13 protein-coding genes are annotated in these 14,287 nt (G+C 59.1%); 6 read left to right on the top strand and 7 right to left on the bottom strand.

The genetic code is table 11. From position 1 onward, the window contains the following. Positions 1 to 173: 173 nt before the first annotated feature. From efp to EIC84_RS00635, 4 genes are all read left to right on the top strand, one after another. Positions 174 to 728 carry an elongation factor P gene (efp, locus tag EIC84_RS00650; protein ID WP_003056627.1) on the top strand — a complete coding sequence of 185 codons (555 nt, stop codon included), beginning with the start codon at positions 174 to 176 and terminating at the stop codon, positions 726 to 728. 169 nt (positions 729 to 897) lie between these two features. Further along, positions 898 to 1,647, top strand: coding sequence for a leucyl/phenylalanyl-tRNA--protein transferase (aat, locus tag EIC84_RS00645; protein WP_003066254.1), 750 nt, complete (start codon positions 898 to 900; stop codon positions 1,645 to 1,647). A 28-nt stretch (positions 1,648 to 1,675) separates the two neighbouring features. Continuing rightward, positions 1,676 to 2,446, top strand: coding sequence for an arginyltransferase (locus EIC84_RS00640; RefSeq protein ID WP_003066251.1), 771 nt, complete (start codon positions 1,676 to 1,678; stop codon positions 2,444 to 2,446). A gap of 98 nt (positions 2,447 to 2,544) precedes the next feature. Then, positions 2,545 to 3,378, top strand: a complete 834-nt coding sequence (locus EIC84_RS00635; RefSeq protein WP_003066249.1) for an IclR family transcriptional regulator — start codon at positions 2,545 to 2,547, stop codon at positions 3,376 to 3,378. A 143-nt stretch (positions 3,379 to 3,521) separates the two neighbouring features. Here the strand turns inward: EIC84_RS00635 and pbpG are convergent, their stop codons facing one another. The 7 genes from pbpG to EIC84_RS00600 all read right to left on the bottom strand — a co-directional run bounded on the left by pbpG (position 3,522) and on the right by EIC84_RS00600 (position 12,989). After that, on the bottom strand, positions 3,522 to 4,736 hold the full coding sequence (pbpG, locus tag EIC84_RS00630; RefSeq protein WP_003066246.1) for a D-alanyl-D-alanine endopeptidase: 1,215 nt from the start codon (positions 4,734 to 4,736) through the stop codon (positions 3,522 to 3,524). Between the two features lie 112 nt (positions 4,737 to 4,848). Further along, positions 4,849 to 6,387, bottom strand: coding sequence for a 2-isopropylmalate synthase (locus EIC84_RS00625; RefSeq protein WP_003066244.1), 1,539 nt, complete (start codon positions 6,385 to 6,387; stop codon positions 4,849 to 4,851). A 103-nt stretch (positions 6,388 to 6,490) separates the two neighbouring features. Next, positions 6,491 to 8,164 carry a 2-isopropylmalate synthase gene (gene leuA / locus EIC84_RS00620; protein WP_003066243.1) on the bottom strand — a complete coding sequence of 558 codons (1,674 nt, stop codon included), beginning with the start codon at positions 8,162 to 8,164 and terminating at the stop codon, positions 6,491 to 6,493. A gap of 231 nt (positions 8,165 to 8,395) precedes the next feature. Beyond that, positions 8,396 to 9,265 carry a CDP-diacylglycerol--serine O-phosphatidyltransferase gene (gene pssA, locus EIC84_RS00615; RefSeq protein ID WP_003056635.1) on the bottom strand — a complete coding sequence of 290 codons (870 nt, stop codon included), beginning with the start codon at positions 9,263 to 9,265 and terminating at the stop codon, positions 8,396 to 8,398. A gap of 199 nt (positions 9,266 to 9,464) precedes the next feature. Beyond that, a complete protein-coding gene (gene ilvC, locus EIC84_RS00610; RefSeq protein ID WP_003056637.1) occupies positions 9,465 to 10,481 on the bottom strand; it encodes a ketol-acid reductoisomerase in 1,017 nt (338 codons plus the stop codon). Between the two features lie 73 nt (positions 10,482 to 10,554). Next, the gene (gene ilvN / locus EIC84_RS00605; RefSeq protein ID WP_003056638.1) at positions 10,555 to 11,046 is read right to left on the bottom strand and encodes an acetolactate synthase small subunit; all 492 of its coding nucleotides are present in this window, start codon (positions 11,044 to 11,046) and stop codon (positions 10,555 to 10,557) included. 155 nt (positions 11,047 to 11,201) lie between these two features. Next, a complete protein-coding gene (locus EIC84_RS00600) occupies positions 11,202 to 12,989 on the bottom strand; it encodes an acetolactate synthase 3 catalytic subunit (RefSeq protein ID WP_003066236.1) in 1,788 nt (595 codons plus the stop codon). A 265-nt stretch (positions 12,990 to 13,254) separates the two neighbouring features. On the opposite strand from EIC84_RS00600, the gene EIC84_RS00595 reads away from it, so the two are divergent. Next, positions 13,255 to 13,824 (top strand): RNA polymerase sigma factor, encoded by a 570-nt coding sequence (locus EIC84_RS00595; protein ID WP_003066234.1) that lies wholly within the window; start codon positions 13,255 to 13,257, stop codon positions 13,822 to 13,824. Next, positions 13,821 to 14,276 (top strand): DUF3619 family protein, encoded by a 456-nt coding sequence (locus EIC84_RS00590; protein WP_003066232.1) that lies wholly within the window; start codon positions 13,821 to 13,823, stop codon positions 14,274 to 14,276. The genes EIC84_RS00595 and EIC84_RS00590 overlap by 4 nt, the downstream gene beginning before the upstream one ends. Positions 14,277 to 14,287 lie beyond the last annotated feature (11 nt).

The raw sequence follows: 14,287 nt of genomic DNA, 5'->3' as shown, positions 1-14,287 counted from the left end.
AGGGCAGTCGCAGCCGGTATGCCGAGCGATCTTGCTTTCGGGGTCGCGCCCCGCCGCGGTACATGCGGCAGGCCCCGCCGCCGCACCTTTGATGCGTTGCTTTCTCCAGCGACCATTGCGAACAGCTTGCCTGCCGTGTAGAGCGGCTCCAACCTTTCAAACGCAAGCAAGCCATGAAAATCGCTCAAGAAATCCGCGCAGGCAATGTGATCATGTTCGGCAAGGACCCCATGATCGTTCTGAAGACCGAATACGCTCGTGGCGGCCGTGGCGCTGCTACCGTGCGCATGAAGCTCAAGAGCCTGATCGGCAACTTCGGCACGGAAAACGTGTTCAAGGCCGACGACAAGATCGACAACGTGATCCTGGACAAGAAGGATTGCACCTACTCCTACTTCGCCGACCCCATGTACGTGTGGATGGACGAAGAGTTCAACCAGTACGAAGTCGAAGCTGAAAACATGGCTGACGCACTGAACTACCTGGAAGACGGCATGACTGCCGAAGTGGTGTTCTACGACGGCAAGGCCATCTCCGTCGAACTGCCCACCACCATCGTGCGCGAAATCACCTGGACCGAGCCCGCCGTCAAGGGCGATACCTCCGGCAAGGTTCTGAAGCCCGCCAAGATCGCTACCGGCTTCGAAGTGGCCGTGCCCCTGTTCGTGTCCCAGGAAGACAAGATCGAAATCGACACCCGCACCGGCGAATACCGCAAGCGCGTGTAATGTGGCGGCAGCTGCCGCAGCTGCTTCCCGGCAAAAGGCTTCCTTCAGGAAGCCTTTTTTCATTTCCGCCTCCGACAGCGGGATTACGCCAGCCCCTTCGTCTGCCGCGACACTCAAAACCGCTTCAGTCTGTGCAAGACTAAGGGCAGTCCATCCACTCCCACTGCCAATGACGCACTCCCTGCCCTGGCTGCAGCCCGAACAAGAATTCCCCCCCATCGATCAGACCTGGGGCGAGCGGGACCCCATTCCCGGGCTGCTGGCCGCCGGCAATACGCTGGATGCAGCACGTCTTCGCACTGCTTACAGCCAAGGCATTTTCCCGTGGTTCAGCGAGGGACAGCCGGTTCTCTGGTGGTCCCCCAACCCGCGCATGGCCCTGCATCCCGAGGAATTCCGCCTGCACCGCAGCCTGCGCAAAAGACTGCAGAAATTTCGCAATGATCCGCGCTGTGAAATTCGCATCGACAGCGCTTTTGCCACGGTGATGCAGCATTGCGCCCAGACCCCGCGCGATGGACAGAACGGTACGTGGATTGTGCAAAGCATCGTCGATGCCTATACCGAGCTGCATCAGCAGGGCGCTGCACACAGCGTGGAAACCTGGATCGACGGCCAGCTGGTCGGCGGCCTTTACTGCGTGGCACTGGGCAGAGCGGTTTTTGGCGAATCCATGTTCGCACTGCAGACCGATGCATCCAAGATTGCACTGTCGGCGCTGGTGGCCCTGTGCAGGGCTCATCAGGTGCCGCAGATCGACTGCCAGCAGGCCACAGCACATCTGTCTTTCATGGGCGCTCGAGAAGTCACAAGAGCGCAGTTCGCCCGGACCGTTCAAGCCCAGGCCCAGCTGCCCGATATGCAGTGGCAATTCAGCCCCATATACTGGGAACAGTTGCTAAGCCATACTGAGGCTTGACGCACCGCATCTGCAGCCGAGTCCGATCATGACGCACCCGAACGACCTCCCGCTACATGCCCTGCAGTTTTATGCCACGGCAGCCTATCCCTGCAGCTATCTGCCGGGCCGGCTGGCACGTTCTCAGGTCGCCACACCCAGTCACCTGATTCAGAACACCACCTATTCGGAACTGGTCACGCTGGGCTTCAGGCGCAGCGGCATGTTCACCTATCGCCCCTATTGCGATGGCTGCAAGGCCTGCGTTCCCCTGCGAATTCTGGCCCAGGAGTTTCGCCCCAGCCGCAGCCAGCGGCGCGCAGCAAAACAGCATGGGCAACTTGTCGCCTCCATTCAGCGCCTGCACTACTCCGACGAGCACTACCAGCTCTACCTACGCTACCAGCAGCACCGCCATAGCGGTGGCGGCATGGACAACGACAGCGTGGACCAGTACACGCAGTTTCTGCTGCAAAGCCGGGTCAACTCCCGATTGGTCGAGTTCCGCGAGCCGGGCGCGGACGGCCAGCCCGGCACACTCAAGATGCTCTCCATTCTGGACGTACTGGAGGACGGGCTGTCGGCGGTCTACACCTTCTACGATCCGGAAGACCACGCCAGCTATGGAACCTTCAATGTGCTGTGGCAAATTCAGCAGGCCAAAGCCATGAACCTGCCTTATGTCTATCTTGGCTACTGGATCTCCGAGAGCCAGAAGATGCGCTACAAGGCCAGCTTTTTGCCACATGAGATTCGCCAGGGCGAGCTATGGCAGCGCGTAGACAGGCAGAGCATTGTGCGCTCGCAAATTGAAGAGTGACGCTGCAAAAAGCAGCACATGGATATATGAGCGGATGACATGGCTGCACGGCTGCAGCACCGCTAGAATGCCCTCATCCCGCAAAGTATCTCCAACGCATGAAAAAAGACGACCTATCGGCCTCCGCAAAGCCCAGCGTCCAGGTTCTGGAACGCATGTTCACGTTGATCGACGTGCTGGCATCGCGTGAGGAAGCGGTTTCTTTGAAGGAGATCAGCGAACGCACGGGTCTGCATCCATCGACCACGCACCGCATCCTCAATGACCTTGCACTGGGCCGCTTTGTGGATCGCCCCGAATCGGGCAGCTACCGCCTGGGCATGCGCTTTCTGGAACTGGGCAACCTGGTCAAGGCCCGGCTGAACGTACGTGAAGTGGCGCTGACCCCCATGCGTCAGCTTTACAAGCAGATTCAGCAACCCATCAGCCTGTCCGTGCGCCAGGGCGACGAGATTGTCTATGTGGAACGCGCCTACAGCGAGCGCTCGGGCATGCAGGTGGTACGCGCCATTGGCGGCCACGCGCCTTTGCACTTGACCTCCAACGGCAAGCTGTTTCTGGCGGCCGATGACTCCCAGCAGGTGCGCGCCTACGCCATGCGCACCGGCCTGCCCGGCAAGACCCATTTCAGCATCACCCAGCTGGGTGACCTCGAACATGAGCTGGCCAAGGTACGCCAATACGGCATTGCCCGCGACAACGAAGAGCTGGAATTGGGCGTGCGTTGCATGGCAGCCGGCATTTACGACGACCAGAGCAAGCTGATTGCGGGCCTGTCCATCTCTGCCCCCGCAGACCGCCTTGACGAGAGCTGGGCCCCCAGATTGCAGGCCACGGTGCAGGAAATTTCCGTGGCGCTGGGTTTCAGCGGCACACGCCCTGCGCCGGCTCAAGCACCGGCCAACCCCTATAGCCGCAGCCAGCACGGCTGAATCTCTTCGCTCCAATGACAGGAGCGAGTTCATCTCGCAATCCGCAAAAGCGGCTGGGAAGGCCATTTCAGGTGTTGATCCAATAAAAAAGCGCTACCAAGGTAGCGCTTTTTTTGCTGACGGGCCTGGCCCTCTCGCCAGGCTCAACCGCGGATACGGCTGGCAATCGTGTTGCTGGCCGTGGGGCCCTTGCTTTCCATCCAATGGCGCACTCGCTCGGCATCTGCCAGGCGGCTGAACTTGCCTGCGGAATCCAGGAACACCATGATCAGCTTGCGCCCGGCCACATGGGCCTGCATCACAAGGCAGCGTCCGGCTTCGGAGATATAGCCGGTCTTTTGCAGGCCGATATCCCAGTTGTCGCTCTTGACCAGACGGTTGGTGTTGTTGAACTGCAGCGTGCGGCGACCGACGGCCACTTCATAGCCAGGCGATGTGGAGTACTCGCGCATCAGCGGATCGGCATGAGCCACCGCCACCAAGCGCGCCAGATCGCGTGCGCTGGACTGGTTGCTGCTGGACAGGCCGGTGGGCTCCACATAGCGCGTGTCCTTCATGCCCAGTTGCAGCGCCTTGGAGTTCATCAGTTGCACAAACTGCGCCAGACCGCCGGGATAAGTGCGTCCCAGGGCATGGGCAGCACGGTTCTCGCTGGACATCAGCGCCAGGTGCATCATCTCGGCACGCGTCAAGGTGGTCCCGACACGCAGGCGGGAGCTGCTGTGCTTTTCGGTATCCACATCGTCCTGCGTGATGGTGATCATCTCATCCATGGGCAGGCGGGCCTGAGAAATCAGCAGACCGGTCATCAGCTTGGTCAGCGAGGCAATCGGCAGCACTGCCTGATCGTTCTTGCTCAGCAGCACCTCATGTGTGTCCTGGTCAATCACATAAGCCACGCTGCTTTGCAGATCCAGGGGATCCGAGACGGAATGAAGACCCGCCATCTGCCCATAGGACAGGCGTGCGGGCTCGACCGCCGTGGCAGCTGCTGCCGCCGCAACCGCAGCACCGGTGGCTCCCGCCCTGGCCAGACGCTTCTTGCCGCCGGTCTTCTCTTCTCTTTCGGCCTTGGCCGCTAGAGCTGTCTTTCCGCCCTTCTTGCTTGCAAGCTTGGCATCTGCCTTTTCCGGCTTGCCTTTGGCGACCTTTGCGCTTTTGGGCTGCGCTGCGGCACGAACCTTGCCAGCCGGCTCCTTGGCCGCTTTCTTAGCCGAAGCTGCAGCAGCCACGGGCTTTTTGGAGTCTTTTTTGGGCGTCGCCGCATGCGCTGCCGGAGCAGCCAGAGCGCAGCTCAACAGAGCCAAAGACACCACCTGGGTGAGTTTTGCAAGGCGAAATGGACGCAGCAGCTGCATGCGATACTCCAGACAACAAGGTGTAAGGATTTAATTCAATCAAAAAAGTTGTGCAGTGACAAGCACTTACACAACCTTCTCGATAATCTGAGTGAAATTATAAATCCAGCAGTCAACCTTGTGCTGCAACAACTTCCTGATTGCTATGCAATTTGTTCAAAGCGCTCAGATATGCCTTGGCCGATGCGACCACAATATCGGGGTCAGCACCCACTCCGTTGACGATGCGACCGCTGCGCTGCAGGCGCACCGTCACCTCGCCCTGACTCTCGGTTGAGCCGCTGATGGCATTGACGGAATACAGCACCATCTCGGCACCGCTCTTGACTTCGGACTCGATGGCCTTGAACGAGGCATCGACCGGACCATTGCCCTCGGAGCTGGCCTTGATTTCCCGGCCTGCATTGCTGAAGACCACGCTTGCATGTGGACGCTCACCTGTTTCACTCTGCTGGGCCAGCGAAATGAACTGGAACTGATTGTCCTGGTGCTCCGCGCCTTCGGCATTCACCAGCGCCAGAATGTCCTCGTCAAAGATTTCGCTCTTGCGATCCGCGAGTTCCTTGAAGCGCGTGAAGGCTTGGTTGATGGCAGCTTCGCTGTCCAGTTCCACCCCCAGCTCCTGCAGACGCTGCTTGAAGGCGTTGCGACCACTGAGCTTGCCCAGCACGATCTTGTTGGCCGCCCAGCCCACATCCTCGGCACGCATGATTTCGTAGGTGTCACGCGCCTTGAGCACGCCATCCTGATGAATGCCGGAAGCATGGGCAAAGGCATTGGCTCCCACCACCGCCTTGTTGGGCTGCACCACAAAGCCCGTGGTCTGACTGACCAGGCGGCTGGCGGCCACGATATGCTGGGTATCGATATTCACGTCGAGACCAAAGTAGTCCTTGCGCGTCTTGATGGCCATGACCACTTCTTCAAGTGAGCAGTTACCTGCACGCTCGCCCAGCCCGTTGATGGTGCATTCGATCTGGCGCGCGCCGCCGATCTTCACCCCCGCCAGCGAATTGGCAACCGCCATGCCCAGGTCGTTGTGGCAATGCACGGACCAGACGGCCTTGTCGCTGTTGGGAACGCGCTCGCGCAAGTTGCGAATGAACTCGCCATAGAGCTCGGGAATCGCATAACCCACGGTGTCGGGCACGTTGATGGTGGTTGCACCTTCCTTGATGACGGCCTCGATCACGCGCGCCAGAAAATCGGGTTTGCTGCGATAGCCGTCCTCCGCGCTGAACTCGATGTCTTCGATGAGATTGCGCCCGAAGCGCACCGCCTGCTTGGCCTGCTCCAGCACCTGCTCGGGTGTCATGCGCAGCTTTTTCTCCATGTGCAGCGGACTGGTGGCGATGAAAGTGTGAATGCGAGCGCGGTTGGCCCCCTTCAAGGACTCGGCCGCACGCGCGATGTCGCGGTCGTTGGCGCGCGAGAGCGAACAGACCGTGGAGTCCTTGATGGCACGCGCAATGGTCTGGATGGACTCGAAGTCGCCATTGGATGCCGCGGCAAACCCTGCCTCGATCACATCGACCTTGAGGCGCTCCAGCTGGCGTGCAATGCGCAGCTTTTCATCGCGCGTCATGGAGGCGCCGGGCGACTGCTCGCCGTCACGCAAGGTGGTATCGAAAATAATGAGCTGATCGGACATGGTGGGGACTCTCTATGTAGTGGCGCCGGTAGACGCCTGTTTTGACTGGAGGATTGCCGACAAAAAAGCCGGTGCGCTTTTGGCGGCACCGGCTTTGAACCTTTTATGCGGCTACCGCCTCTTCGGCGACAGCAGGGACGCGCTGCACTCCCGAGATGATGGCCCGCAACGAGGCAGAAACGATATTGGCATCGACCCCGACGCCATAGCAGACCTGAGCGTCATCCACACGCAGCTCCACATAGGCAATCGCCTTGGCATTCGCTCCCTCGCCAATCGCATGCTCGGCATAGTTGAGCACGCGCACATTGCGACCGACGTTAGCCGACAGCGCCTGCACGAAGGCATCAATGGGGCCCGTACCTTCGCCTTCCAAAAAATACTTTTCTCCGGCGATCTCGATGTGGGAAGTCATATTGACCACGCCATCTGCCTCGCTCAGGCGATATTGAGGCGGCTTGACAGTGTTAACCCCATATTCGCGCTGGAACAGCTCCCACAGATCCGCAGCCGACAATTCCTTGCCGCTGGCATCCATCTCGCGCTGCACGACCTGGCTGAACTCGATCTGCAGGCGGCGAGGCAGCTGAAGCCCATATTCGCTCTCGAGCAGATAGGCAATACCACCCTTGCCCGACTGGCTGTTCACGCGAATCACTGCCTCATAGCTGCGACCCAGGTCCTTGGGATCGATGGGCAGATAAGGCATATCCCAGATATCGCCTTCCTTGTGGGCGGCGAAAGCCTTCTTGATGGCGTCCTGGTGGGAGCCGGAGAAGGAGGTGTAGACCAAGTCACCCACGTAAGGATGACGAGGATGCACGGGCAACTGGTTGCAATGCTCAACCGTTGCGCGGATATCGTCGATGTCGGAGAAATCCAGACCGGGGTTCACGCCCTGGATATACATATTGAGCGCCACATTCACCACGTCCAGATTGCCGGTGCGCTCGCCGTTGCCGAACAGACAGCCTTCCAGGCGGTCCGCGCCAGCCATCAGGGACAACTCCGCTGCTGCCGTTCCCGTGCCGCGGTCGTTATGAGGGTGGACCGAGATCACCACGCTGTCACGGCGCTTGATGTTGCGATGCGTCCACTCCACCATGTCGGCAAAGATATTGGGCGTGGAATGCTCCACGGTGGTAGGCAGGTTGATGATGCACTTGTTCTCGGGCGTGGGCTGCCAGACGTCGGTGACGGCGTCTATCACGCGCTTGGAGAACTCCAGCTCGGTGTCCGAATACATTTCGGGCGAGTACTGGAAGGTCCATTTGGTGTTGGGGTGCTGGGCCGCGATGTCTTTGAACATCTGGGCATTGGTCACCGCCAGCTCAACGATCTCGTCTTCACTCATATTCAGCACCACACGGCGCATCACGGGAGCCGTGGCGTTGTAGAGATGGACGATGGCGCGGGGCACGCCTTCGAGCGCTTCGAAGGTGCGACGAATCAGATGCTCACGCGCCTGGGTCAGCACCTGCACGGTCACGTCGTCGGGAATGCGGTTTTCCTCGATGAGCTTGCGCATGAAGTCGAACTCGATCTGCGAGGCCGAAGGAAAGCCGACTTCGATTTCCTTGAAACCGATCTTCACCAGTTGCTCGAACATGCGCACCTTGCGCTCGATGTCCATGGGCTCGATCAGGGCCTGGTTGCCGTCACGCAGATCCACGCTGCACCAGACCGGAGGCTTGGTGATGACCGCGTCGGGCCAGGTGCGATCGGTCAGACGCACGGGGGCGAAAGCGCGGTATTTGGTGGAAGGGTTTTGCAACATGGTGAGTCTCTTTAGTCGAAATTAGAGGAAATTGAACCCAGCTCCAGCGACGCCCAAAAGCAAAAACGGCCCGTCGCTGATGCTACGGGCCGCCAAGTAGGGTGTGTTTGTACGCGCGCGCTACTTTCTCTGCCCGTTGGACATTAGTAGTAGAGCTAGCGACAGGTTTTGCATGCGGGTCACTTTAACACAAGAAAAGTTGACAGGGCCAGGATTTTTTGGAACCGAACTTCAATCGTCGTGCAGACCACGCTCATCGGGCTCGTCCTTGGAGGTCGCCACAATGCTGACCTGCTCACCCTTGGCACGGCGCCAGACATAGATCACATAGCCCGAGACCGAGTAGCCGACAAACACCAAGAAGAGCATGGTTGCAGGCTCGATGCTGACCACGGCCATCAGCAGGGCCACCACCACCAGCGAGACGAACGGCATGCTCTTGGCGCCGCCGATGTCCTTGAAGCTGTAATAGGGAATATTGGTGACCATGGTCAGACCTGCGAACAGCGTGATGGCGAACATGATCCAGGACAGATCGGCCCTGTCCGTGGGATAGCCGCCAAACCAGGAAATCACATCGCCGAAGATGGGTACATCACGATGGGAAACCATCAGCGCACTGGTCAGCCAGATAAAGCCCGCCACCAGGGCCGCAGCCGCAGGCGAAGGCATGCCCTGAAAATAGCGCTTGTCCACCACGGCCGTATTCACGTTGAAGCGCGCCAGGCGCAATGCGGCGCAGGCGCAATACACAAAGGCGGCAATCCAGCCCCAGCGCCCCAGGGGACGCAAAGCCCATTCATAAGCAATCAGCGCGGGCGCGGCACCGAAGGACACCATGTCGGAGAGCGAGTCCATCTGCTCACCGAACGCGCTTTGCGTGTGCGTCATGCGCGCCACGCGACCGTCCAGGCTGTCGAGCACCATGGCGCAGAAAACGCCCACGGCCGCCAGTTCGAACTTGTTGTTCATGGCCATGACGATGGCGTAGAAACCGCCAAACAGCGCTGCCAGCGTGAACAGATTGGGCAGCACATAAATGCCTTTGCGCGGCTTGCGCGGCATTCCACTCAGATCGGCAGAATCATTGCTGTTTTGCATCAAACAGACCTCCAGTGCTTGCATGTCAATTGCATGCAGCTATTAAAACGATAGTATTTCAAGCATGGCCATCATGGCCATGTCCCTGCCACCAGTGTACCCGCCACACAGATCGCCTCCGGAATGAAAAAAGGCCACCTCAAAGGTGGCCTCTTGCCCAAGCGCAGTCATCCGGCTCGCGCCGAATGACCTGCCTGCATTAGTTGCGGGTCTGGTCGACCAGCTTGTTCTTGGAGATCCAGGGCATCATGGAGCGCAGCTGGCCGCCCACTTGCTCGATGGCATGATCGGCGTTCTGGCGACGACGGGCAGTCATCGAAGGATAGTTCAGACGGCCTTCGCTGATGAACATCTTGGCGTATTCACCGCTCTGGATGCGCTTGAGGGCGTTGCGCATGGCCTTGCGGGATTCTTCGTTGATGACTTCGGGGCCGGTCACGTACTCGCCATACTCCGCGTTGTTGGAGATGGAGTAGTTCATGTTGGCGATGCCGCCTTCATACATCAGGTCAACGATCAGCTTGAGCTCGTGCAGGCACTCGAAGTAAGCCATTTCGGGAGCGTAGCCAGCTTCGGTCAGCGTCTCGAAGCCCATCTTCACCAGTTCCACGGCACCGCCGCACAGCACGGCCTGCTCGCCGAACAGGTCGGTCTCGGTTTCTTCCTTGAAGTTGGTTTCGATGATGCCGCCCTTGCCGCCGCCGTTGGCGGAAGCATAGGACAGGGCCACGTCACGGGCCTTGCCGGACTTGTCCTGGTAGATGGCGATCAGGGAAGGCACGCCGCCGCCCTTCAGGTATTCGGAGCGCACGGTGTGGCCGGGGCCCTTGGGGGCGACCATGATCACGTCCAGATCGGCGCGGGGCACGACCTGGTTGTAGTGCACGTTGAAGCCGTGAGCGAAAGCCAGGGTAGCGCCGGACTTGATGTTGGGCTCGACGTTGTTCTTGTACACCTCGGGGATGTTCTCGTCGGGCAGCAGGATCATGACCACGTCGGCAGCCTTCACCGCGTCGTTCACTTCCATCACGGTCAGACCGGCCTTGCCGACCTTGTCCCAGGAAGAGCCGCCCTTGCGCAGACCGACCACAACCTTCACGCCGCTGTCGTTCAGGTTTTGAGCATGTGCGTGGCCTTGGCTGCCGTAGCCGATGATGGCAACAGTCTTGCCCTTGATCAGGCTCAGGTCACAGTCCTTGTCGTAGAAAACTTTCATGATGGCTCCAGGTCTCTTATCTTGAGGGGGTTAAAAAGGTTTGTTCAGATTCAAAAGTGGTGCAACGCAGCCATTAGACACGCAGAATGCGTTCGCCACGACCAATACCCGAGGCGCCTGTGCGAACGGTCTCAAGGATGGCAGTGCGATCAATGGCTTGCAGGAAGGCGTCGTTCTTGGACTGGTCGCCGGTCAGCTCCACGGTGTAGCTCTTCTCGGTCACGTCGATGATGCGGCCGCGGAAGATGTCCGCCATGCGCTTCATTTCCTCGCGTTCCTTGCCCACGGCACGCACCTTGACCATCATCAGCTCGCGCTCGGTGTAGGCACCTTCGGTCAGGTCCACCACTTTAACCACTTCAATCAGTCGGTTCAGGTGCTTTGTGATTTGCTCAATCACATCGTCCGAGCCCGTGGTCAGGATGGTCATGCGCGACAGCGAGGGATCCTCGGTCGGTGCGACAGTCAGGGATTCGATGTTGTAGCCACGGGCGGAAAACAGGCCCACGACGCGCGACAGTGCTCCAGGCTCGTTCTCGAGCAGCACGGCAATAATGTGTTTCATTGGGAGATTCCTCTTTTCGCCGCCCTCCCCTGACACCGGTAAGTGCCAGGCTCGACGGACAATAGATTCGTCAAAACGCTATTTAAAATATAGCTGCTTGTGCTTGATATGTAAGTGCTTGATGCCGATTTCATTGGAAATCGGCTTTCCATGCATTACAGGTCGTCGGCGCCCAGCAGCATTTCCGTGATGCCACGGCCGGCTTGCACCATGGGGAACACGTTCTCGGTCGGATCGGTGCGGAAGTCCAGGAAAACCGTCTTGCTTTCCTCGCGCACGATACGGCGCGCCTCGCGCAGCGCAGCCTCGACATCGGCAGGCTTTTCGATCAGCAGGCCACGATGGCCAAAGGCCTCGGCCAGCTTCACGAAGTCGGGCAGCGAATCCATATAGCTGCTCGAGTAGCGACCCGAGTATTCAATTTCCTGCCACTGGCGCACCATGCCCAGGAAGCGGTTGTTCAGCGCACAGATGACCACCGGGGTGTTGTACTGCTTGCAGGTGGCCAGTTCTTGGATATTCATCTGGATCGAGCCTTCGCCCGTGATGCAGAAGACTTCGGAGTCCGGCTTGGCCAACTTGATGCCCATGGCGTAAGGCAGGCCCACGCCCATGGTGCCCAGACCGCCGGAGTTGATCCAGCGACGGGGTTCATCAAAGCGGTAATACTGGGCAGCCCACATCTGGTGCTGACCCACATCGGAGGTGATGTAGGCGTCGGCATCCTTGGTCATGTTCCACAGTGTGTCGACCACGTACTGAGGCTTGATGACTTCGGTGTTGGACTTGTCGTAGCTCAGGCAGTCGCGGCTGCGCCAGCCTTCGATGGTGTTCCACCATTGGCCCAGAGCTGCCTCATCGGGGCGCTGTGCAGACTCGCGCAGCATGGCGATCAGCTCATTGAGCACGTCCTTGACATCGCCCACGATGGGCACATCCACCTTCACGCGCTTGGAGATGGAGGAAGGATCGATGTCGATATGGATGATCTTGCGCTCCACCGACATGAAATGCTTGGGATTGCCGATCACGCGATCGTCAAAGCGCGCACCCACGGCCAGCAGCACATCGCAGTTCTGCATGGCATTGTTGGCTTCGATGGTGCCGTGCATCCCCAGCATGCCCAGGAACTTCTTGTCACTGGCCGGGTAGGCGCCCAGGCCCATCAGCGTATTCGTGACCGGGTAGCCCAGCATGTCCACCAGCTGACGCAGTTCGTTGCAGGCATTGCCCAGCAGCACGCCGCCACCGGTATAGATGTAGGGGCGCTTGGCCGTCAGCAGCAGCTGCAGAGCCTTGCGGATCTGGCCCGCATGTCCCTTTTTGACAGGGTTGTACGAGCGCATTTCCACTTTTTCAGGATAGCCCGTGTACAGCGCCTTCTTGAAGGACACGTCCTTGGGAATATCCACCACCACGGGGCCGGGACGGCCGGTGCGGGCGATGTGGAAAGCCTTTTTCATGGTCTCGGCCAGCTCGCGCACATCCTTGACCAGGAAGTTGTGCTTGACGATGGGACGAGTGATGCCCACGGTATCGCACTCTTGAAATGCGTCGGTACCGATGTAATTGGTCGATGTCTGTCCCGCGATCACCACCATGGGGATGGAGTCGGTATAGGCCGTGGCAATGCCCGTCACCGCATTGGTCAGACCGGGGCCGGATGTCACCAGCGCCACGCCCACTTCACCGGTGGCACGCGCAAAACCGTCGGCTGCATGCACGGCCGCCTGCTCGTGGCGCACCAGCACATGCTGAATGCTGTCCTGCTTGTAGAGCGCGTCGTAGATATAGAGAACTGCCCCGCCAGGGTAACCCCACAGGTGCTTGACACCTTCAGCCTGAAGAGACTTGATGAGGATTTCGGAGCCCATCAATTCCTGGGCGCCCTTGGGGGACGATGCGGCGGCTGCAGAGGCCAGCTCGGCTTTGGAGATTTCCATGATCAACCTTTGTGAATTTCTCTAACGAAAAACCTTCGGTGCCCTTAGCCTGAAGCCCTTGTGAGGCCGGTTTAGGACTTAAGACCACATGCCATGGACGTTTGTGTGTACGCCGGACCGTGATCCGTTTGCTTCTTTAAGTTGAAGATCATTATCGCACTGCAACAAGACCTTCAAATGCAGTACACAAAAAAACATCATCGGATGCGATAATCTGCCGCTTTCGCCACTACCTAACTCCCGCTTTCTCCAGGGTTACTCTCTCTTGGCCACAGAACAAGAACTGTCTGCATTCCTCAAAGACGTTGAAAAGCGCGCCTTCAAACGCAGCGTTTTCCATGTCCGCGACGAGGAGGCCGCCCTGGATATCGTGCAGGACAGCATGCTCAAACTGGCCCAGCACTATGGGGACAAACCGGTCAATGAACTGCCCATGCTGTTCCAGCGCATTCTGTCGAACAGCACGCTGGACTGGTTTCGCCGCCAGAAGACCCAGAAAGCCGTTTTCACTCACTTCAGCGACCTGGAGTCTTCCGTAGACGGGGACAGCGACTTCGACTGGCTGGAAACCTATGCCACCAACAGCGACGAATCCGCCGCCAGCAACGCCGAGAGCCTGACCGAACGCAAGCAGACGCTGCAAAGCATAGAAAAAGAGATACAGGAGCTGCCTGCGCGTCAACGCGAGGCCTTTCTCATGCGTTACTGGGAAGAGATGGATGTCGCAGAGACTGCTGCCGCCATGGGTTGCTCTGAAGGCAGCGTCAAAACCCATTGCTTCCGCGCCATTCAAACATTGAGCAAGGCACTCAAGGCCAAAGGAATCGAGTTATGAAATCCGCGCCCACCCTCCGGCAAGAACAGACCGCCGACCGCATCGCCCGTCAAATCACTGCCCGACTGAGCGAGGGCGAAGCCTTGCTCCCTTACGAAATCACCGAACGCCTGCGCGCCTCCCGCGAGCAAGCCGTGTCTGTACGTCGCCGCGAAGCGTCTGTGCTGCGCGTTCAGACCAGTACTGCAACATCTGCCCAGGGCAGCACCCTGACACTGGGCAACCCCGACGAGGGTAGCGGCTGGTGGCGCACTCTGGTCTCGGCCATCCCCGTTTTTGCACTCATTGCGGGCCTGGTAATCTACAACTCCGACACCGAACAAAGTATGCTAAGCGAAGTCACCGAGGTCGATACCGCCTTGCTGACCGATGATCTGCCCCCTGCTGCCTACTCTGACCCTGGTTTCATCCAGTACCTCAAGACCTCGGCAGCCACCCCATCAGAACACTAAACAGCCTGCCA

It is taken from the genome of Comamonas sp. A23, assembly GCF_004522605.1.
In the GTDB taxonomy this organism is placed as follows: domain Bacteria; phylum Pseudomonadota; class Gammaproteobacteria; order Burkholderiales; family Burkholderiaceae_C; genus Comamonas; species Comamonas thiooxydans.
This window is presented reverse-complemented; position numbering and strand designations above follow the sequence as displayed.

Excerpts from the sequence above, each read along its gene's own strand:
- EIC84_RS00590 (WP_003066232.1), top strand. The coding sequence starts at position 13,821 with ATGAAATCCGCGCCCACCCTCCGGCAAGAACAGACCGCCGACCGCATC.
- leuA (WP_003066243.1), bottom strand. The coding sequence starts at position 8,164 with ATGTTGCAAAACCCTTCCACCAAATACCGCGCTTTCGCCCCCGTGCGT.
- pssA (WP_003056635.1), bottom strand. The coding sequence starts at position 9,265 with ATGCAAAACAGCAATGATTCTGCCGATCTGAGTGGAATGCCGCGCAAG.
- ilvN (WP_003056638.1), bottom strand. The coding sequence starts at position 11,046 with ATGAAACACATTATTGCCGTGCTGCTCGAGAACGAGCCTGGAGCACTG.
- EIC84_RS00600 (WP_003066236.1), bottom strand. The coding sequence starts at position 12,989 with ATGGAAATCTCCAAAGCCGAGCTGGCCTCTGCAGCCGCCGCATCGTCC.
- pbpG (WP_003066246.1), bottom strand. The coding sequence starts at position 4,736 with ATGCAGCTGCTGCGTCCATTTCGCCTTGCAAAACTCACCCAGGTGGTG.
- EIC84_RS00625 (WP_003066244.1), bottom strand. The coding sequence starts at position 6,387 with ATGTCCGATCAGCTCATTATTTTCGATACCACCTTGCGTGACGGCGAG.
- aat (WP_003066254.1), top strand. The coding sequence starts at position 898 with ATGACGCACTCCCTGCCCTGGCTGCAGCCCGAACAAGAATTCCCCCCC.
- efp (WP_003056627.1), top strand. The coding sequence starts at position 174 with ATGAAAATCGCTCAAGAAATCCGCGCAGGCAATGTGATCATGTTCGGC.
- ilvC (WP_003056637.1), bottom strand. The coding sequence starts at position 10,481 with ATGAAAGTTTTCTACGACAAGGACTGTGACCTGAGCCTGATCAAGGGC.
- EIC84_RS00640 (WP_003066251.1), top strand. The coding sequence starts at position 1,676 with ATGACGCACCCGAACGACCTCCCGCTACATGCCCTGCAGTTTTATGCC.
- EIC84_RS00635 (WP_003066249.1), top strand. The coding sequence starts at position 2,545 with ATGAAAAAAGACGACCTATCGGCCTCCGCAAAGCCCAGCGTCCAGGTT.